Annotated in this window: 17 protein-coding genes; 11 read left to right on the top strand and 6 right to left on the bottom strand. The window is 67.8% G+C overall.

The window, feature by feature from the left end:
* Nucleotides 1–62: 62 nt before the first annotated feature.
* Nucleotides 63–818, bottom strand: coding sequence for an SDR family NAD(P)-dependent oxidoreductase (locus QSK05_RS09500; protein ID WP_285596149.1), 756 nt, complete (start codon nt 816–818; stop codon nt 63–65).
* 130 nt (nt 819–948) lie between these two features.
* Between QSK05_RS09500 and QSK05_RS09495 the strand changes: the two genes are divergently transcribed.
* Entirely contained in the window at nt 949–1,542 is a 594-nt protein-coding gene (locus QSK05_RS09495) for a TetR/AcrR family transcriptional regulator (protein WP_285596147.1), read from the top strand.
* A 63-nt stretch (nt 1,543–1,605) separates the two neighbouring features.
* Here QSK05_RS09495 and QSK05_RS09490 read toward each other — a convergent pair whose 3' ends face one another.
* Nucleotides 1,606–2,190, bottom strand: a complete 585-nt coding sequence (locus QSK05_RS09490; RefSeq protein ID WP_285596145.1) for a DinB family protein — start codon at nt 2,188–2,190, stop codon at nt 1,606–1,608.
* Between the two features lie 82 nt (nt 2,191–2,272).
* On the opposite strand from QSK05_RS09490, the gene QSK05_RS09485 reads away from it, so the two are divergent.
* Entirely contained in the window at nt 2,273–3,124 is an 852-nt protein-coding gene (locus QSK05_RS09485; RefSeq protein WP_285596143.1) for an alpha/beta fold hydrolase, read from the top strand.
* Between the two features lie 106 nt (nt 3,125–3,230).
* Here QSK05_RS09485 and QSK05_RS09480 read toward each other — a convergent pair whose 3' ends face one another.
* Nucleotides 3,231–4,745 carry an MFS transporter gene (locus QSK05_RS09480; protein ID WP_285596141.1) on the bottom strand — a complete coding sequence of 505 codons (1,515 nt, stop codon included), beginning with the start codon at nt 4,743–4,745 and terminating at the stop codon, nt 3,231–3,233.
* A 197-nt stretch (nt 4,746–4,942) separates the two neighbouring features.
* On the opposite strand from QSK05_RS09480, the gene QSK05_RS09475 reads away from it, so the two are divergent.
* Nucleotides 4,943–5,605 carry a TetR/AcrR family transcriptional regulator gene (locus tag QSK05_RS09475; RefSeq protein ID WP_285596500.1) on the top strand — a complete coding sequence of 221 codons (663 nt, stop codon included), beginning with the start codon at nt 4,943–4,945 and terminating at the stop codon, nt 5,603–5,605.
* A 61-nt stretch (nt 5,606–5,666) separates the two neighbouring features.
* Here the strand turns inward: QSK05_RS09475 and QSK05_RS09470 are convergent, their stop codons facing one another.
* Nucleotides 5,667–6,872, bottom strand: a complete 1,206-nt coding sequence (locus QSK05_RS09470) for a cysteine desulfurase-like protein (RefSeq protein WP_285596139.1) — start codon at nt 6,870–6,872, stop codon at nt 5,667–5,669.
* Nucleotides 6,873–7,106: a hypothetical protein gene (locus QSK05_RS09465; protein ID WP_285596136.1), complete on the bottom strand. Its 234-nt coding sequence runs from the start codon at nt 7,104–7,106 to the stop codon at nt 6,873–6,875.
* A gap of 242 nt (nt 7,107–7,348) precedes the next feature.
* Between QSK05_RS09465 and QSK05_RS09460 the strand changes: the two genes are divergently transcribed.
* Complete coding sequence (locus tag QSK05_RS09460; RefSeq protein ID WP_285596133.1) at nt 7,349–9,103, top strand: ABC transporter family substrate-binding protein; 1,755 nt, start codon at nt 7,349–7,351, stop codon at nt 9,101–9,103.
* A 21-nt stretch (nt 9,104–9,124) separates the two neighbouring features.
* On the opposite strand, the gene QSK05_RS09455 is transcribed toward QSK05_RS09460, so the two are convergent.
* Nucleotides 9,125–9,775, bottom strand: coding sequence for a 4a-hydroxytetrahydrobiopterin dehydratase (locus QSK05_RS09455; RefSeq protein WP_285596132.1), 651 nt, complete (start codon nt 9,773–9,775; stop codon nt 9,125–9,127).
* Nucleotides 9,776–9,874: 99 nt separating this feature from the next.
* On the opposite strand from QSK05_RS09455, the gene QSK05_RS09450 reads away from it, so the two are divergent.
* The 7 genes from QSK05_RS09450 (at nt 9,875) to QSK05_RS09420 (ending at nt 18,587) form a co-directional block, all read left to right on the top strand.
* Complete coding sequence (locus QSK05_RS09450; protein WP_285596130.1) at nt 9,875–10,312, top strand: (deoxy)nucleoside triphosphate pyrophosphohydrolase; 438 nt, start codon at nt 9,875–9,877, stop codon at nt 10,310–10,312.
* A gap of 49 nt (nt 10,313–10,361) precedes the next feature.
* Nucleotides 10,362–12,251: a translational GTPase TypA gene (typA, locus tag QSK05_RS09445; RefSeq protein WP_285596128.1), complete on the top strand. Its 1,890-nt coding sequence runs from the start codon at nt 10,362–10,364 to the stop codon at nt 12,249–12,251.
* A 511-nt stretch (nt 12,252–12,762) separates the two neighbouring features.
* The gene (locus QSK05_RS09440) at nt 12,763–14,409 is read left to right on the top strand and encodes a peptide ABC transporter substrate-binding protein (RefSeq protein ID WP_285596126.1); all 1,647 of its coding nucleotides are present in this window, start codon (nt 12,763–12,765) and stop codon (nt 14,407–14,409) included.
* A 175-nt stretch (nt 14,410–14,584) separates the two neighbouring features.
* Nucleotides 14,585–15,511, top strand: coding sequence for an ABC transporter permease (locus QSK05_RS09435; protein WP_285596123.1), 927 nt, complete (start codon nt 14,585–14,587; stop codon nt 15,509–15,511).
* Entirely contained in the window at nt 15,504–16,451 is a 948-nt protein-coding gene (locus QSK05_RS09430; protein ID WP_285596122.1) for an ABC transporter permease, read from the top strand. Before QSK05_RS09435 ends, QSK05_RS09430 begins: the two co-directional genes overlap by 8 nt.
* Before the next feature lie 8 nt (nt 16,452–16,459).
* Complete coding sequence (locus QSK05_RS09425) at nt 16,460–17,500, top strand: ABC transporter ATP-binding protein (protein WP_285596119.1); 1,041 nt, start codon at nt 16,460–16,462, stop codon at nt 17,498–17,500.
* Nucleotides 17,487–18,587 carry an ABC transporter ATP-binding protein gene (locus tag QSK05_RS09420; RefSeq protein WP_285596118.1) on the top strand — a complete coding sequence of 367 codons (1,101 nt, stop codon included), beginning with the start codon at nt 17,487–17,489 and terminating at the stop codon, nt 18,585–18,587. Before QSK05_RS09425 ends, QSK05_RS09420 begins: the two co-directional genes overlap by 14 nt.
* The last annotated feature ends 32 nt before the right edge of the window (nt 18,588–18,619 follow it).

The following is an 18,619-nucleotide window of genomic DNA, read 5'->3' as shown; positions in this document are numbered from 1 at the left end:
GTTCTGCGACCGGGGAAGGCCCGGCTGAGGAGCCAGGGGTTCCCCGGTCGTGCAGAATGTGCTCAGTGCGCCGAGTATCCGCCGTCGACGAGGTGATAGCTGCCGGTGATGAAGCTCGCGGCGTCGGAGGCCAGGAAGGCGACCAGTGCGGCGACCTCTTCCGACGTCCCCAGCCGGCCCAGGGCGTGCTGATCGGCCAGGAACTTCTGGGCGTCGGCGTCGAGGGTGGCGTCCACCAGCGGGGTGTGGATGAAGCCGGGGCCCACGGCGTTGACCCGCACGCCCTGCGGCGAGTGCTCCAGGGCGGCGTTCTTGGTCAGGCCGAGAAGGCCGTGCTTGGTGGTGACGTACGCCGAGTTGTTCGCGATGCCGACCGAGGCCAGCACCGAGGCCATGTTGACGATCGAGCCGCCGCCGTTCGAGATCATGGCCGGGATCTGGGCGTGCAGGCCGTAGAAGACGGCGTTGAGGTTGACCTCGACGACCTTCTTCCACTTCTCGATGTCGTACTCGGCGATCGGGGCGGGCGGGGCGCCGATGCCGGCGTTGTTCACGGCGATCTTCAGGGGGGCCAGGGCGTTCGCGGCGTCGACCATCGCGGGGTGCGAGGCGACATCGCTGACGTCGCCGACAAAGGCCTGGGCCACGCCACCGGCAGCCATGATCTCCTTCGTCACCAGGTCGGCGTGCTCGGCACTGATGTCCGACACGATGACACTGGCGCCGTTGGCCGCCAGCAGAAGGGCGATGGCCCGCCCGATGCCGGAACCGGCGCCCGTGACGATCGCCGAGCGGCCCGCTACGTCGTAAGTGGCCATGATGTTCTCCGTCCTCGGGGCGAAGGGACGAACGGCCGGTCTGGGGAGTTCGTTCGCCCCTTGCAATGTGTTGTGTTGACATCAAGATAACCGACGACTGTCGGATAAACATTCCCGGGAGGGTTCACGAATGGACGCACGGCAACGCCGGAGCCGCGAGCGGTTGCACCAGGCCGTGCTCCGATTGGCCCAGGAGCGCCCCGTCACGCAGGTGAGCGTGTCCGAGCTGGCCAGGGAGGCGGGCGTCCACCGATCGACGTTCTACGAGCACGCCTCCTCGCCGGACGAGCTGCTGCGTCAGGCCCTGCTGTCGGACCTCGACGAGCTGCGTCAGGCCCTGCTGGACGAGACCGGCAGGGACCTGGGCGAGGTGGTGACCGAGGTGACCGTCGGGGTGATGAGGCATATCGAGAAGAACGTCGACATCTACCGGCGTGACCTTGCGTACACCTCGGAGGTCGGTCTGCGCTCGATGCTGGGGTCGCACTTCCTGGAGTCGAGCCAGTTGCTGCTGGCGCTCGCCCGCGTGCGCGTGGAGGTGCCGGTCAGCGGTATCCCCGACGAGGTGGCCGCCGACATCGCCGCTCGTCTGGTGGCCGACGGCACCGTCGGTGCGATCGCGGGCTGGCTGGAACGCCCCGAGCTCGGCATCGACGACTTCATGCGGATCTACGTGCAGATGCTTCCGCAGTGGTGGCCGCTGAGCGGTGTGGTCAAGAACTGAGAAGAACCGAAGATTGAGGACGACGAACAGTCCCGAGCTGGTCGTCGTCCTCAATCGTGCAGGTCAGGCGAAGCTTTGGGCGATCTGCTCGATCCGGTCGCGCCGGGCCGCCCGTTCCGCGGTGGTGACGTCGGGCAGGTTGGTCTTGCTCGGGAGGCGCCCGGCCGAGCCGTCGATGAGCTCCCGCACGATGTCGGCCTGGCCCGCGTGCCGGCCGGTCTCGTAGATCATGTGGATCAGGATCCGGTGCAGGGTGACGGTGTTACTCCCGGGCCGCCACCAGGGCACGGTGCCGGTCGCGTCGAGATCGAGGGCCTCGATCGTGGCGTCGGAATGTGCCTGCACCCGGCGGTAGAGGTCGCGGAGCTGGTCCGGCGTCTCGTCGGCCGTGGCGTACAGGTCGGCGTCGGGTGCGGCATCGTCCGCCAGGCAGGCGAACGGCTCGTCGGCGAAGGGCCGCCCGAAAACGCTGCCGAAGTATCCGGCTTCCACCACGGCCACGTGTTTGAGAAGTCCCAGCAGATTCGTGCCGGTCGGTACCAGGGGGCGCCGGAGGTCGTACTCCGACAGGCCCTCCAGCTTCCACATCAGTGCGTCCCGTGTCTCCTGCAGGTACTCACGTAATTGGCTCTTCGTGTCCCCGGTCATGCGGCCATCGTGACAGGGCCGGCCCCGGGGGAGGCGGGTTTTACACGTGCCCTCGCCGCCCACCGTTGTTAGCGTGAAACGCATGGAGCATCGGGTGCAGGTCACGCCGGACTACGAGCTGTGGGTGGACGAACGGGGCTCGGGTACGCCGATCGTGCTGGTGATGGGGGCCAACGCCAGTGGTGTCGGCTGGCCGGACTCGCTGGTCGACCGGCTGGCGGCGAGCCACCGGGTGATCCGGTACGACCACCGTGACACCGGCCGCTCGACCTGGGCCTTCGACGAGCATCCCTACGCGCTGACCGATCTGGCGACCGACGTGGTGGGCGTGCTCGACGGGCTCGGACTGGAGAAGGCGCATCTCGTCGGCATGTCCCTGGGTGGCACCCTGGTGCAGCTGGTACTGCTCGACCACCCGGAAAGAGTGCTCAGCGCGAGCGTTTTCGCCACCGCAGCGCTCAGCGCCTGGGACACGGGCGAACTTCCCGGGCCGAGCTCGGAACTGCTCGAGCTCTGGGGGCATCTGGGCGACGAGCGCGGCCCGGCGGACGAGATGGCCTTCCGGGTCGAGCACTGGCGGCTGCTCAACGGCCCGATGATCCCGTTCGACGAGAACGAGTTCCGGCGGCTGGAACAGGCGATCATCGATCACACCGGCCACGAGCGGTCGTCGACCGCCCACGCCCGGGCCGATCAGGAAGGCCTCGACCGGGGGCCGGAACTGGTCACCGTGAAGGCTCCCACCCTGGTGGTGGAGGCCCCGAACGACCCGATCAACCCGCCCCCGCACGCCGCGCACATCGCCGAGACCATCGCCGGCGCGCGACTGGTCACGATTCCCGGCCTGGGGCACGCACTGCCGGCGGCCGTCACCGGCCCGCTCGCCGATGTCCTGCTGGCCTTCACCGCCGAGGTGGACCGGCAAACTGGATGACGCGGGTGGCCCCCGGAGGGGCTCACCCGCGTCATCGATCCATCCGGCCTCGTGCGGTGAAGGCTTCGTGGCCATGCACCAACCGACATGCACGAACCGACCTGCGCTAACCGACGTGCACGGCGCCTTCGTTGCTGAGGTCGCTGCTACGGGCGTTGACCATGAGCAGCGTGATGATCGTGGCCGTCGCGATGAAGGCCGAGCCGACCCAGAACGCCACGTGGTAACCGTGGATCGCAGCCTCACTGGCCAGCTGCTGCACGTTGCCGTTTCCGGAACCGGCGTTGTCGGTCATCCAGCTCGTCACGGCGCTCGCGAAAAGCGTGTTCAGGAGCGCGGTACCGAGCGCACCACCGATCTGCTGGCTGGTGTTCAGCATGGCGCTGGCGACACCGGCGTCGTGCTCCTCGACCTTGGTCAGCGCCAGGCTGGCCGAGACCACGAAGAACAGGCCCATGCCCAGGCTGATCAGCACCTCGGCCGGCAGGACCAGCGTGAGCCAGCTGCTGTCGAGGTCGATGCGGGTGAGCAGCGCCAGCCCGGCCGTGGCCAGCACTCCGCCGACCACGAGCAGGATCCGCGGGTTGACCTTCGGCATCAGGCTGCTGGCCACGGTGGCCGAAACGATGATGCCGACGCTGAAGGGCAGGAAGGCGAAGCCCGACTTGATCGCGCTGTAGCCCAGGTTCTGCTGGAAGTAGTACGCCAGGAACAGGAACATCGCGAACAGGCCGGCGCCGATCAGCAGCGACGACGCGTAGGCGGCGCCCCGGTTGCGGTCGAGCACGACGCGCAGCGGCAGCAGCGGGTGGCGGGTACGGGTCTCCCAGACCACGAAACCGATCAGCAGCACGGCCGCGACGGCCAGCCAGGTGATGGTGCTCGTGTCGGTCCAGCCGTCCTCCGCCTCGGCGGCCTGGGTGAAGCCGTAGACCAGGGAGGCCAGGCCACCACTGACCAGCACCGCACCGGGCACGTCGTAACGGGTGTCGCCGTGGGCCTTGCTCTCGCGCACCACACCGATCGCGGCGATCGCGGCGAGCACGGCGATCGGGACGTTCACGAAGAGGCACCAGCGCCAGCTCACGTACTCGGTGAGCACGCCGCCGAGGATCAGGCCGATCGCGGCGCCACCACCGGAGATCGCACCGTAGACACCGAACGCGCGAGCGCGTTCCTTGGCGTCGGTGAAGCTCACCTGCAGCAGCGAAAGTGCGGCCGGGGCAAGGAGAGCGGCGAAGACACCCTGGAGGGCGCGGGCGCCGAACAGCATCACGTCGTTGGTCGCGGCGCCACCGAGGGCCGAGGCGACCGCGAAGCCGATCAGGCCGATCAGGAAGATCCGCTTGCGGCCGGTGTAGTCGGCGATGCGACCGCCGAGCAGCAGCAGGCCACCGAAGGCCAGCGTGTACGCGGTGACGACCCACTGGCGGTTGGCGTCACTGATGTTGAGGTCGGCCTGGGCCGAGGGCAGGGCGATGTTCACGATGGACGCGTCGAGCACGACCATCAGCTGGGCGATGGCGATGATCCCGAGGGCCCACCATCTGCGGGGATCCGGTTCGCCGTCGAGTGCGCTGCCCTGTGAGGCCGCGCGATCGACGCTTTCTACAGACGCCATGAGGGTCCTGTTCTGGGAAGAAAAGTCTGGCTGTTCCGCAGGCGGACTCGCCGGCCGCGCGGAATAAGTGGAGAAGGATCTCGACTTTGAGAACAGTGAGACCTTACCCGGTAAGTGGAGAGATCTGTCAACTTAGAAATGAACTCTCCACTTATCTCGCCTGAACGGGCCGTCCCACGTACACTGGCCCCGTGGTCATGGACCGGGCGCAGACCTGTCGGCCGCTGCGGAAAGATGCCGAGCGCAACCGTCAGCGGATCCTCCAGGCTGCGCGCACGCTGGTCGCCCAGCACGGTCTCGGCGTCAGCCACGACCAGCTCGCCGAGGCGGCCGATGTCGCCGTGGGCACGGTCTACCGGCGCTTCCCCGACAAGGACTCGCTGCTCGAGGCCCTGTTCGCGGAGGAGATGGACCAGGTGATGAGCATCGCCCGGGCGGCTCTCGAGAACCCGGACCCGTGGCGGGGGCTCGTCTCCTTCGTCACCCAGTCGCTGGAGCTCCAGGCCGGTAACCGGGGGCTCAAGGAGTTCCTGATGCACAACGTCACCAGCGATGCCATGACGGCCTGTCGTGCCGACCTGATGCCGCTGCTCGACCGGATCGTGGAGCGGGCCCGCGAGGCCGGGGTCGTCCGCCCCGAGGTCACCACCTACGACCTGGGCATGATCCCGCTGATGCTCGGCCCGGTGATGGACGGTTGCCGGGCGGTGCAGCCCGACCTCTGGCGGCGACCGCTCGAAATCGTCCTGGAAGGTCTGCGGGCCTGCCCCGAACGTGACCGGCTACCGGCGACCCAGCTCGACACCGACGGTTTTCTCGAGGTCATGCGTTGCGCCCATGTCTCGTCGGGTAAGCGCTAGCCACACCCCACAGCCAGCTTCTGTGTAAGAGCGCCGGCCGGGCCGTCGTACCTGGGCCGGCTCAGCGGCTGACGAACTCGCGGATCCCGGCCAGCAGCCGGTTCACGTCGTCGTCGTTGTTGTACGCGCTCAGGCTGATACGAAGGCCGCCGGCCGGGCCCAGTCCCAGGTGCCGGGCCGGTTCGTAGGCGTAGAAGGAACCGGCCGGGACGTTGACGCCGCGATCGGCGAGGAACGGGTACGCGTCCGCGGCCTCGTGCTGGTCGAAGGTCAGCAGCAGGGTGGGAGTCCGCTCGGCCGCCCGCGACCACACGGTGATGCCGCCGATCTCGTCCAGCCCGGTCTCGATCTTCGCCCGCAGCGCGTCTTCGTGGGCCGCCGTCGCGCTCATCGCGGCGACGAGCCGGTCGCGGCGGTGCCCGGAGGCGTCCGGGGCCAGGCCGGCGATGAAGTCGATCGCGGCGGTGACGCCGGCCATCAGCTCGTAGGGCAGCGTGCCCAGCTCGAACCGCTCCGGCACGGAGTCGCTGGAGGGCAGCAGTTTGTCGGGGTGCAGCTCGGCCAGCAGTGCCGGCGCGGCCGCGACCACGCCGCAGTGCGGGCCGAAGAACTTGTACGGCGAGCAGGCCAGGAAGTCCGCGCCGAAACCGGGCAGCGACACCGGGGCGTGGGCGGCCAGGTGCACGGCGTCGACGTAGAACAGCGCGCCGGTGGTCGCGTGCACCAGATCGGCGATCGGTCGCAGGGCGGGCCGGGTGCCGATCAGGTTGGACGCACCGGTCAGGGCGACCAGGCGGGTCTTCTCCGAGAGCTGCTCGCGCACGTGGTCGGGGGTGAGCTCGCCGGTGGCCGGGTCGAAGTCGATCCAGCGCACGGTGACGCCCGCCGCCTGCGCCGCGATCACCCAGGGCCGCACGTTCGCGTCGTGGTCGAGACGGCTGAGTGCCACCTCGTCACCCGGCCGCCAGGTCTTGGCCAGGGCCCGGGAGAAGTCGAAGGTCAGCTGGGTCATGCTGCGACCGAACACCACGCCGCCCGGATCGGCCTCGAGCAGGTCGGCCAGGGCTCCCCGGGCCCGCGTGACCACCTCTTCGGCCCGGCGCTCGGCAGCCGTGACCGTGTTCCGGTTGGAGATGTCCGAGAGCATCGTGCTGCGGATGGCGTCGCCGACCACGTCGGCGGTCTGCGTGCCGCCGGCCCCGTCGAAGTGGGCCGCACCCTCGGCGAGGGCGGGGAAGTGGGAGCGGAGAACGTCGACGTCAAGCATTCAGATGGACCACTTTCGCTCGATGCGGGCGCGGATCGAGCGGTGGCCGATGTGCCAGCCCTTGGACTCCTCGCAGTAGAAGGTGTCCATCGCGCCCGACTCCAGGCCTTCCTTGCGCTCGACGTTCTTCGCGGCGATGCCGGCGACGGCGGAGCTCGGATAGATGTTCTTGCTGTGGACCGGGCAGCGCTCGGCGACGTGGTGGACGGCGTGCGAATGCCACTTCTTGCCCATCGTGTCGCCTCCCGCCCGGTCGGAACCCGTCCAGCTACCTCAACGAGCCGGAGTGATCATCCGTTCAAAAATACCCGGATCGAAGCCCCAGCGCCCGGCCGGGCCGAAGGACTACGGTCGGGGAGCGGTGCGTCACGCCTGGGTAACGCACCGTCGTTACTCTTGATAAATCGGTCGCTTGCGGATTTATTGGACAGAACGGCTGGCAGGCCGGTGATCGCCGCTCAGGAAAGGACCCTCGCTTGAGCCGCTCACGGCAGCCGAGAACCCTGATCGCCGTCCTGACCGGGGCCGCGCTGGCGCTGGCCGCCTGCTCCGGCGGCGGGGGCAGCAACCCCGAGCCCGACGGTGATCCCACCACGCCGTCGCCCACCCCCTCCACCGCACCGATCGAGCTGACCTACGCCACTCCCTCGGAGTTCTCCTCCTACAACAACAACACCGCCGACCAGGCCAACCCGGCGAACGCCGCCGTGCTGAACCAGGTGCTGCGGGGGTTCTGGTCCTACGGGCCGGAGGGCGGGGTGGTGCCCGACACCGAGTTCGGCACCTTCGAGCTCACCGGCACCGACCCGCAGACCGTGAAGTACACGTTCGCCGACGCCGCCCTCTGGTCGGACGGTGAGCCGATCGACTGCGACGACGCGGTGCTCGCCTGGGCCGCCAACGTCGGGCGCTGGCCCACCGGTGAGGTCGACCAGTACACCAAGGCCAAGTTGACGGCGTTCTCCTCGCTCACCCCGGGCGCCTGGGCGCGGGCCTCGATGCCGAAGTGCGCCGACGGCGACCGCACGTTCACCATGACGTTCGAGCGTCCGTACGCCGACTGGAAGACGTTCTTCGGGCCGTCGACGATCCTGCCCGCCCACATCGTCGAGAAGCGGTCCGGCGTCAAGGACCTGATCTCCGCGGTGAAGAGCGGGAAGAACGCCACGATGCGCAAGGTCGGCCGGTTCTACAACACCGGCTGGCTGTTCGACCCGGGGAGGTACGAGACCGCGATCTCCCCGAGTTCCGGCCCCTACCAGGTGGCCTCGTGGAAGCCGGGCAAGGCGCTGACCCTGGAGCCGAACCCGCGGTGGTGGGGCACGGTGCCGGCCGCCCGGAACATCGTGTTCCGGCTGGTGCACACCCAGGACCAGGCCCAGGCGCTGGTCGACGGCACGGTGCAGGTGATCGACCCGGCCCCGACCGAGAAGATCCGCAAGACGCTCTCCGCCGCGGGTGACGCGGTGAAGGTGTCCGGGCACGACTCGGCGGCCTGGGAGCACGCCGACTACAACGTCGACGGCCTCTTCTCGTCCCGGGCCCTGCGCGAGGCATTCACGAAATGTCTTCCGCGTCAGCAGATCGTGGACGAGCTGATCAAACCGCTGAATCCCGGGGCGCAGGTGCTGCAGTCCCGCTTCCAGCTGCCGTTCCAGAAGGGCTACCCCGAGTTCGCGCAGACCGGCGGGCAGGACTACGCGAAGGTGGACGTCGCCGGGGCCCGCAAGATCCTGGAGAAGGAGAAGAAGGTCGGCACCCGCGTCGAGATCGCCTACCTGGCGCCCGACCTGCGTCGTGAGAACGAGGTCGAGCTGATCAAGAAGTCGTGCGGTAAGGCCGGCTTCAAGGTCGTGGACGCGGGCAGCTACACCTTTCTCTCCTCGGAGCTGGTGCGCGGCACCTTCGACGTGGCCCTGTACAGCTCCACCAACTCGGCCTCGGTCACCCAGTCGTCGGCCGTGTACACGTCGAAGGGGGCGGAGAACCGCCTCGGGTACGCCAGCAAGAAGGTCGACGGGCTCTACACCGACCTGGCCGGGGAACTGGACGAGGGCCGCCAGCAGGACCTGCTGAAGCAGCTGGACACGGCACTGTGGCGCGACCTGGTCGACGTGCCGATCTTCGCCTTCCCGGCCCTGCTCGCCACCGACACCAAGGTGCAGGGCGTGCAGGACAACCCGAGCTGGTCCGGCGTCACCTACAACGTCAACACCTGGACGTCCTCGTAACTACCGGGTTGCTACGGGTGGCTATTGGGTGCAGACACACAGTTCGTTGCCGTCGGCGTCGGCGAGCACCCACCAGTCGGGGGCGAACTCGTCGGTGACCAGCCGGCCACCGGCCTCGACCGCGTCGGCGACCCGCTTCGGGGCCTCGTCGAACGCCACGTAGACGTCGACGTGGATGCGATTGCGGTCGGGGCGGGGCTGCGCCATCGGCTGGAACCACACCACCGGGCCGACCTCGTCGGGATTGTGCAGCTCCAGGCCCTCGTCGCCGCGGCGCTCCACGTAACCCAGCCCGGCCCGCCAGAACGGGCGGATGGCGTCGGCGTCGAGGGTGTCGATGGCCAGCTCGACCCGGGCGGCCGGGGGCAGCACCCGGGCCCCGACCGCGTCGACGTGCAGCATGATGCGCTGCGCGAGCTCGACGTCGAGCGCGGTGACCCCGCCGGAACTGTGGGTGCTGAGGGTGAACGTGACCTTGTCGAAGCGCACGTCGATGTCGGGGTGGTGGTTCATCTCCTGGGCGCTCGTCGCCACCCGGGACACCAGATCGACCGCCTGGGGAAAACCGGGGGCCTGCACGCGGACGCGCAGCAGGGAGGTACCGGACTTGTGGACGGCCGGCAGTCCCGCCAGGGCCGTGTCCAGTTCCTGCATCGTCAGCAGCTCAGGCATGGGTCAAGGGTATGACGTGGGCCGGATTACCGGCCGGTTCACTCTCCCGGCGCACCCACGGTGTGCGGTAGCCGTCCGGACTTGGGATGATCGCGGACTGTGACCGAGAAAATGCCCACGATGGTGGTCGGCGGAGCCGTGGTCGACGACCTGGCCCGTCCCACCGTTCTGCTGGCTGCGCGCCGCACCGAACCCCCTCACCTGGCCGGTGGCTGGGAGCTGCCCGGAGGCAAGGTCGACCCCGGGGAAGAACCCCTCCAGGCCCTGCACCGTGAGCTGCACGAGGAACTGGGGGTTAAAATCGAGGTCGGCGAGGAGCTGGTGGCCCCGAACGGCCTGGGCTGGGATCTCCCGCCGTCGCATCGCATGCGCGTCTGGCTGGTGCGGGTGACCGAAGGTGAGCCGGCGCCGATCGAGGCGCACGACGAACTGCGTCATCTGCCGCTGGGCCGATGGGGCGAGGTGAACTGGCTACCGGCTGACCTGCCGATCGTGGCTGCGCTCACCGCCCTGGCGGAGGAGCGTCACGCTCCCTGAGGCGCGGGTAACATCAATCGTCCCCACCCCACAACCGGATCGGTCCAGCATGCCTACGCAGACCCGTGACGACCTGCGCAATGTCGCCATTGTCGCCCACGTCGACCACGGAAAGACCACGCTCGTCGATGCCATGCTCTGGCAGACCGGCTCTTTCGGCGACCACGCGCACGTGGACGACCGGGCGATGGACTCCAACGACCTGGAGCGCGAGAAGGGCATCACCATCCTCGCCAAGAACACCGCGGTGCGGTATTCAGGGCCGGGAGCACCTGACGGTGGGGTCACCTTCAACATCATCGACACCCCCGGTCACGCCGACTTCGGTGGCGAGGTGGAGCGCGGCCTGAGCATGGTCGACGCCATCGCCCTGCTGGTCGACGCCTCCGAGGGCCCCCTGCCGCAGACCCGGTTCGTGCTGCGCAAGGCCCTCCAGGCGAAGATGCCGGTGATCCTCGTGGTCAACAAGACCGACCGTCCGGACGCACGGATCTCCGAGGTCGTCGACGAGACCTACGAGCTGTTCATGGACCTGCTCGACGGCACGGGTCTCGACCCCGACACCGCGCTCGACTTCCCGATCATCTACGCGTCGGGCCGGGCCGGGCGGGCCTCGCTGAAGCGCCCCGAGAACGGCGAGCTGCCCGACTCGGAGAACCTGGAGCCGCTGTTCCAGGTGCTGCTGGACACCGTGCCGGCGCCGTCGTACGACGACAAGATGCCGCTCCAGGCGCACGTGACGAACCTGGACGCCTCGCCGTTCCTCGGTCGTCTCGCCCTGTGCCGGGTGCACAACGGCACGCTCCGCAAGGGCCAGCAGGTGGCCTGGTGCAAGCACGACGGCACGATCAGCCGGGTCAAGATCACCGAGCTGCTGATCACCAAGGCGCTCACCCGTGAGCCCGCCGAGGAAGCCGGCCCGGGCGACATCGTCGCCATCGCCGGTATCCCCGACATCACCATCGGCGAGACCCTGGCCGACGCCGAGAACCCGATCCCGCTGCCGTTGATCACGGTGGACGAGCCGGCCATCTCGATGACGATCGGCGCGAACTCCTCACCGCTCGCCGGCCGCACGACCAAGGGCACCAAGGTCACCGCGCGCCTGATCAAGGACCGGCTGGACCGGGAGCTGATCGGTAACGTCTCGATGCGGGTGCTGAACACCGAGCGCCCCGACACCTGGGAGGTGCAGGGCCGCGGTGAGCTGGCGCTGGCCATCCTGGTGGAGACCATGCGCCGGGAGATGTTCGAGCTCACCGTCGGCAAGCCGCAGGTGGTTACCCGGGTGATCGACGGCAAGGTCCACGAGCCGTTCGAGCGCCTGACGATCGACGCCCCCGAGGAGTACATGGGTGCGATCACCCAGCTCCTGGCGGTCCGGGCGGGCCGGATGGAGCAGATGTCGAACCACGGCACCGGCTGGATCCGGATGGAGTGGGCCGTGCCCTCACGTGGCCTGATCGGCTTCCGCACCGAGTTCCTGACCGACACCCGGGGCACCGGCATCTCGCACGCGACCTTCGAGGGTTACGAGCCCTGGGTGGGCGAGCTGCGCACCCGTCCCTCCGGCTCGCTGGTGGCCGACCGGGCTGGCGTGGTGACCGGGTTCGCGATCACCAACCTGCAGGAGCGCGGCACGCTGTTCGTGGAGCCGACCGCACCGGTCTACGAGGGCATGATCGTCGGTGAGAACTCACGCGCCGACGACATGGACGTGAACATCACCAAGGAGAAGAAGCTCACCAACATGCGGCAGTCCACCTCGGACAACTTCGAGCGTCTGGTGCCGCCGCGCAAGCTCTCCCTGGAGCAGTGCCTGGAGTTCTGCCGCGACGACGAGTGCGTCGAGGTGACCCCGGACGCCGTGCGGATCCGCAAGGTGGTCCTGGACCAGGTCGCCCGGGGCCGGTCGACGGCGCGAGCCAAGCGCGCCTGAGCCGTTCGGGTATGCCCTCGAGCCCCCACCGGGGGCTTGAGGGCAAGGTGTGAAATTTTCGGTGCAGCCCCGTTTTCCGGAGCAATTTCGGAGGGCGGGGCTTCTCGATGTGCAAGTTTTGTGTCCAGCAGGTAAATTAGCGCGGCCTGTTGGTCTCGATGTGTTCAAGGTCACGGGACGATATTTGCTTGTCCGTTTCGCCGGGTAAACGGTAGTGCAGGGCTGCATCGTGTCCTGATCGAGACCGACCCGTTGCCGCACCTTGGCGATTCGGAACAGTCGGTAGCCGCCCGGCCCACCGATAGCGACGGGGCAGAAGATCGTCCGGTCGGACCGCGTTTTCGAACGTGGTTTCATCGTGCAGAGCGGCTGATCGTGAAGCATCCTTGTCCGGATCGTAATCAGCTGTGAACGCCTATCGTGCCCCGAATCCGGTACCAAGAGTGCAGGCGCGAGTACTTACAAGCGCCGGCTCGACGCCGTGATGTCGGAAACCTAAGGAGAACGACGAGTGAAGCAGCGAAGGCTGATTGCTGCTGGCGCTATGTTCGCGGCGGGGGCTATGGCCCTGACCGCGTGCAGCAGCGACAGCGACAGCGGGTCGGATGGCGGCAGTGCCGACAGCAACGCCTCGATCACGCTCTACAGCACCAAGCCGGAGAACCCGCTCATCCCGGGTAACACCAACGAGGTCGGTGGCGGCAACATCCTCGACGCCGTGTTCCGCGGCCTCGTGGACTACGACCCCGACACGGCTGCTCCCGAGATGTCGATGGCCGAGTCCATCGAGTCGAGCGACAACAAGACGTGGGACGTCAAGCTGAAGGCCGACCAGACCTTCCAGGACGGCACCCCGGTCGACGCCGACAGCTTCATCAACGCGTGGAACTGGACCGCCTACGGTCCCAACGCCGCGCTGAACAACTACTTCTTCGCCTCGTTCGACGGCTACGAGGCCATGAACCCGGCCGACCCGGACGAGGACGGCCCGAAGAAGGCCCCCACGCCGAAGGTCAAGGAACTGTCCGGCCTGAAGAAGGTCAGCGACACCGAGTTCACGGTCACCCTCGCCAGCGCCCAGTCGTTCTTCCCGACCATGGTCGGCTACACGGCGTTCTACCCGCTGCCGCAGGCGTTCTTCGACGACCCGGAGGCGTACGGCAAGAAGCCGATCGCCAACGGCCCGTTCCAGGTCACCGCCGGTGACGGCGACGCGGGCTTCACCCTGACGGCCTGGTCGGGCTACAAGGGCGAGGACAAGCCGAAGATCAAGGAAGCGATCTACAAGACCTACACTTCCGACTCGGCCGGTTACTCCGACGTGCTCGCGGGCAACCTGGACTTCATGAACCAGGTCCCGGCTGCCGCTCTGGTCGACAACCAGTACCAGACCGACCGCCCCGACCACTTCGTGAACAAGGCTGTCGGCGTCATCCAGACCGCGACGCTGCCGCAGTACAGCAAGAACTTCAAGGACGACCCGAACCTCGGCAAGGCGCTGTCCCTGGCGATCGACCGGGACACCATCACCAAGTCGGTGTTCAACGGCGGCCGTACCCCGGCCACCGGATGGGTCTCCCCGATCGTGGACGGCTACAAGGCCGGCGCGTGTGGCGAGTTCTGCACCTACGACGCGACGAAGGCCAAGGAGTACCTGGCGAAGTCCAAGTTCAAGGGTCCCTTCTCCTTCAGCTACAACCAGGACGGCCAGGGCAACAAGGAAGCCGCCGAGGCCATCTGCAACAGCATCAAGAACGCTCTTGAGGTTGAGTGCAACGCCAAGGCCTACGTCGACTTCGCGACCCTGCGGGCCGACGTCAACGCCAGCAAGATGGACAACATGTTCCGTTCCGGCTGGCAGATGGACTACCCGCACATCCAGAACTTCCTGGAGCCGCTGTACGCCACCGGCGCGGGTTCCAACGACGGTCACTGGAGCAACAAGGACTTCGACGCGCTGATCAAGAAGGCCAACGCGGCCGAGGGCGAAGAGGCCTACGCCGACTACCAGTCCGCCGAGGCGCTGCTGGCCGAGGACATGGCCGTCATCCCGCTCTGGTACCAGGCGCAGCAGTCCGTGTGGTCCGAGCGGCTGGGCAACGTGAAGGTCACCCCGAAGAGCACGCTGGACCTCACCAGCGTTACCGCTACCTCCTGACAACCGCTCGTCGGTAGGGAGCAGCATTACCTCGGTGCCGCCTCACCCCAGCACGGGTGGGGCGGCACCTTAGGACAGACGCAGTACCGCTACACATACGATCGGCCGGTCCCGCACCAGCACGCGCGGGGCCGGCCGATCAGCGGGCGAAACCCATGAAGGGTAGGCGAAAGCCATGGGGCGTTACGTCGTTAGACGCCTGCTGATGATGATTCCGGTGCTCCTGGGCACCACGTTCCTCATCTTTACGATGGCCTGGGCCATCCCCGGTGACCCGTTCGCCAGTAGATGCGGCCAACGCCCCTGCTCGGACGCGTTCGTCGCCGCCGAGACGGAACGGCTGCATCTCGACAAGCCGCTGCCGGTGCAGTACGCGTACTTCCTCGGGAACATGGCCAAGGGTGACTTCGGCACCACCTCGAACGGTCAGACCGTGCTCGAGGCAACGGAGCGAGCCTTCCCGGTCACGGTGAAGCTCACCACGGTCGCGATCACCTTCGAGCTCGTCCTGGGTATCGGCCTGGGTATCGTCACGGCCCTGCGCCGAGGCGGTTACCTCGATGGATTCTTCCTCTTCACGAGTCTTGTCGCCATTTCTTTTCCATCGTTCGTCATCGGTTTCGTGGCGCAGTACGTCTTGGGCGTGAAGCTGGGGCTGTTCAGCGTGACCGTCGGATCGGGTGCGCCCTGGGGTGACCTGATCCTTCCGGGTTTCGTGCTCGCGGCCCTGTCGCTGGCGTACGTCCTACGCCTCACCCGGGCCAGCTTGCTCGAAACCCTGCAGGCCGATCACGTGCGCACCGCGATCGCCAAGGGCCTGCCCCGAGGCATGATCCTGCGCAAGCACGTCGTGCGTAACTCGCTGATCCCGGTGCTCACCTATATCGGTGCTGACGTCGGCGCCCTGCTCGGTGGTGCGATCGTCACCGAAGGTGTGTTCAACATTCAGGGCATCGGTGGCCTGCTCTACCACGCCATGCGTATCCGCGAGAACGCCACGGTCGTCAGTGTGACCACGCTCGTCGTGCTCATCATCCTGATCGTGAACCTGCTGGTGGACCTGCTGTACGCCCGGCTCGACCCGAGGATCCGTTATGAGTGAACCCGACTCCGTCGTCGCCCAGGAGAGCATCGAGGGCGCGCCGGGTACCCCCACCGCCTCCGTCACCGAGGCCGGCAAGTCCCGCACCCTGGCGGGAGACGCCTGGGAGACCCTGCGTGGGTCCTGGGTCTTCTGGGGCTCGCTGGTGCTGATCGCGATCTTCCTGGTGATGGCCGCCTGGCCGGGGCTGTTCGCCCATGCCGACCCGCGTGACTGCCAGGCCATCCGGGCCCGGCAGGAACCCAGCGGTTCGGCCTGGTTCGGTTACGACGTGCAGGGATGCGACGTCTACGCCCGCACCATGTACGGCGCCCGGGCCTCGATCATCGTCGGCACGCTCTCCACCGTGATGGCGATGATCGTCGGGGCCGGTATCGGCGTCTACGCCGGTTTCTACGGCGGCTGGGTCGACATCCTGCTGTCCCGGGTCACCGACATCTTCATCGGGATCCCGATCCTGCTGGGCAGCATCATCATCCTCAGCTCGATCCCGACGCCGCCCGGCAACGACTTCCTGAACATCGCCAAGGTGGCCCTGGCCATCTCGGTGCTCTCCTGGCCGTCCACGGCCCGGGTGGCGCGATCAGCGGTGATCCAGGTCAAGCAGTCCGACTTCGTGGCCGCCTCGCGGGCCCTGGGCGCCAGCCAGAGCTGGATGATCCGCAAGCACATCATCCCGAACGCCGCCGCGCCGGTCATCGTCATCACCACGATCAGCCTCGGTGGCTACATCGGGGCGGAGGCGACGCTGTCGTTCCTCGGTATCGGTCTCCAGCCGCCGGTGATCTCCTGGGGTATCGCGATCAACGATGCCGCGCCGTACATCCGGAGCACGCCGCACATGCTGATGTTCCCGGCGCTGTTCCTGTCCCTGACCGTGCTCGCCTTCATCGCGCTCGGCGATGTCGTGCGTGAGGCTCTCGACCCGAAGACGATGTGAGCGGGCGGATGTTCAGCAAGAAGACCGAAGAACTCGGCAAACCCGAGGTCGACGAGAACCAGCCGCTGCTTCGTGTTCGCGACCTGAGCGTCGTGTTCCGTACCCGTGAGGGCTCGGCCCAGGCGGTCAACAAGGTCGATCTCGATCTGGCCCGGGGCCAGACGCTCGCCATCCTGGGCGAGTCGGGCTCCGGCAAGTCGGTGTCGGCCAAGGCGATCATGGGCATTCTCGACATGCCGCCGGCCGAGATCACGTCCGGGACCATCGAGTTCCGCGGCAAGGATCTGCTGACCATGCCGGAGAAGGAGCGCCGGCTGTACCGCGGCCAGCGCATCGCGATGGTGTTCCAGGACGCCCTCTCCGCGCTGAACCCGGTTTACACGGTCGGCGAGCAGATCGGTGAGCTCTTCCAGGTCCACCGCGGGCTCTCCCGCAAGGACTCGAAGAAGAAGGCCATCGAGATGATGGACCGGGTGCGGATCCCGGGCGCCGCCGCGCGCGTCGGCGACTTCCCGCACCAGTTCTCCGGCGGTATGCGGCAGCGCATCATGATCGCGATGGCGATCGCGCTGGACCCGGACATCATCATCGCGGACGAGCCCACGACCGCCCTGGACGTCACCGTGCAGGCGCAGATCATGGAGCTGCTCGCGGAGATGCGCCGGGAGACCGGTAGCGGCCTGATCCTGATCACGCACGACCTCGGCGTGGTGGCCGAGACCGCCGACGTGATCAGCGTGATGTACGCCGGGCGCACCGTCGAGCACGGGCCCGCCGTCGACGTCTTCGCCAACCCGGCCCACCCGTACACGGTGGGCCTGATGGAGTCGATGCCGCGGCTCACCGGAGCCGGTGACCGGCTGTACGCCATCCCCGGCCTGCCGCCGAGCCTGCTGAACATCCCGGCCGGCTGCCCGTTCGCCCCGCGCTGCCCGCGCGCGGAGGACATCTGCCATCAGGACCCGCCGCCGCCGGCCGTTCAGCTCGACGGAATTCGTTACGCCGCTTGCCACTTCGCCGAGGAGGTTGTCTCTCATGGCATCCACTGAGACCCCGGACCCGTGGGGCTCGGGCCAGGCCGACCAGGCCGGAACCAGCCTCGAGACCGGGTCGCAGCCTTCCCTGACCAGCGACCCGATCCTCAAGGTCAACAGCCTGGTCAAGCACTTCCCGCTGCGCCAGGGCATCGTGATCAAGCGCCAGGTCGGCGCCGTCCAGGCTGTCGACGGCGTGAACCTGCAGGTCTACCCGGGCGAGACGGTCGGTGTGGTCGGTGAGTCCGGCTGTGGCAAGTCGACGCTGGCCCGGCTGCTCATCGGTCTGGAGACCCCCACCGGCGGCTCGATCGAGCTGACCGGCCGGGAGATGGTCGGATCCTCGGGCGCGAAGCTCAAGGCCATGCGCCGTGACGTGCAGATGATCTTCCAGGACCCGTACACGTCGCTGAACCCCCGGATGACGGTCGGCGACATCATCGCGGAGCCCCTGGAGATCCACCCGGACGTCGTTCCGAAGAACAAGCGCACCGAGCGGGTGCGTGAGCTGATGTCGCTTGTCGGTCTCGCGCCGGAGCACATCGACCGTTACGCGCACCAGTTCTCCGGTGGTCAGCGTCAGCGCATCGGCATCGCCCGCGGCCTGGCCCTGAACCCCAAGCTGCTGATCTGTGACGAGCCGGTGTCCGCCCTGGACGTCTCGGTGCAGGCCCAGGTGATCAACCTGCTGCAGGACCTGCAGAACCGGCTGGGCATCTCGCTGATCTTCATCGCGCACGACCTGTCCGTGGTGCGGCACATCTCGCACCGGGTGGCGGTGATGTACCTGGGCCGGATCGTCGAACTCGGCGAGAAGGAGCAGGTCTACAACAACCCGCAGCACCCGTACACCAAGGCGCTGCTCTCGGCCGTGCCGAACCCGGACCCGTCGCAGCGCGGCAAGGGCAACCAGATCGTGCTCGAGGGGGACCCGCCCAGCCCGGCCAACCCGCCGTCGGGCTGCCGGTTCCGCACCCGCTGCTGGAAGGCGCAGTCCGTCTGCGCCGAGGTGGACCCGGGCCTGGAGGTCACCTCCTCCGGTGCCCAGGCCGCCTGTCACTTCCCGGGCGAGACGCCGTCCCGTCCCGGGGTGGCCGCCTGAGAAGCATGAAATGGTGGACGACGTGGAGCTCC

The sequence above is a fragment of the Kineosporia sp. NBRC 101731 genome, from assembly GCF_030269305.1.
Taxonomy (GTDB): domain Bacteria; phylum Actinomycetota; class Actinomycetes; order Actinomycetales; family Kineosporiaceae; genus Kineosporia.
The sequence above is the reverse complement of the archived record's forward strand: the minus strand, read 5'-3'. Positions and strand labels throughout refer to the sequence as shown.

What these genes read in the sequence shown, in the direction of transcription:
- QSK05_RS09485 (WP_285596143.1), top strand. Translation starts at nt 2,273, where the DNA reads ATGGAGCATCGGGTGCAGGTCACGCCGGACTACGAGCTGTGGGTGGAC.
- QSK05_RS09495 (WP_285596147.1), top strand. Translation starts at nt 949, where the DNA reads ATGGACGCACGGCAACGCCGGAGCCGCGAGCGGTTGCACCAGGCCGTG.
- QSK05_RS09425 (WP_285596119.1), top strand. Translation starts at nt 16,460, where the DNA reads ATGTTCAGCAAGAAGACCGAAGAACTCGGCAAACCCGAGGTCGACGAG.
- QSK05_RS09475 (WP_285596500.1), top strand. Translation starts at nt 4,943, where the DNA reads ATGGACCGGGCGCAGACCTGTCGGCCGCTGCGGAAAGATGCCGAGCGC.
- QSK05_RS09490 (WP_285596145.1), bottom strand. Translation starts at nt 2,190, where the DNA reads ATGACCGGGGACACGAAGAGCCAATTACGTGAGTACCTGCAGGAGACA.
- QSK05_RS09430 (WP_285596122.1), top strand. Translation starts at nt 15,504, where the DNA reads ATGAGTGAACCCGACTCCGTCGTCGCCCAGGAGAGCATCGAGGGCGCG.
- QSK05_RS09480 (WP_285596141.1), bottom strand. Translation starts at nt 4,745, where the DNA reads ATGGCGTCTGTAGAAAGCGTCGATCGCGCGGCCTCACAGGGCAGCGCA.
- QSK05_RS09500 (WP_285596149.1), bottom strand. Translation starts at nt 818, where the DNA reads ATGGCCACTTACGACGTAGCGGGCCGCTCGGCGATCGTCACGGGCGCC.
- QSK05_RS09420 (WP_285596118.1), top strand. Translation starts at nt 17,487, where the DNA reads ATGGCATCCACTGAGACCCCGGACCCGTGGGGCTCGGGCCAGGCCGAC.
- typA (WP_285596128.1), top strand. Translation starts at nt 10,362, where the DNA reads ATGCCTACGCAGACCCGTGACGACCTGCGCAATGTCGCCATTGTCGCC.
- QSK05_RS09455 (WP_285596132.1), bottom strand. Translation starts at nt 9,775, where the DNA reads ATGCCTGAGCTGCTGACGATGCAGGAACTGGACACGGCCCTGGCGGGA.
- QSK05_RS09435 (WP_285596123.1), top strand. Translation starts at nt 14,585, where the DNA reads ATGGGGCGTTACGTCGTTAGACGCCTGCTGATGATGATTCCGGTGCTC.
- QSK05_RS09465 (WP_285596136.1), bottom strand. Translation starts at nt 7,106, where the DNA reads ATGGGCAAGAAGTGGCATTCGCACGCCGTCCACCACGTCGCCGAGCGC.
- QSK05_RS09470 (WP_285596139.1), bottom strand. Translation starts at nt 6,872, where the DNA reads ATGCTTGACGTCGACGTTCTCCGCTCCCACTTCCCCGCCCTCGCCGAG.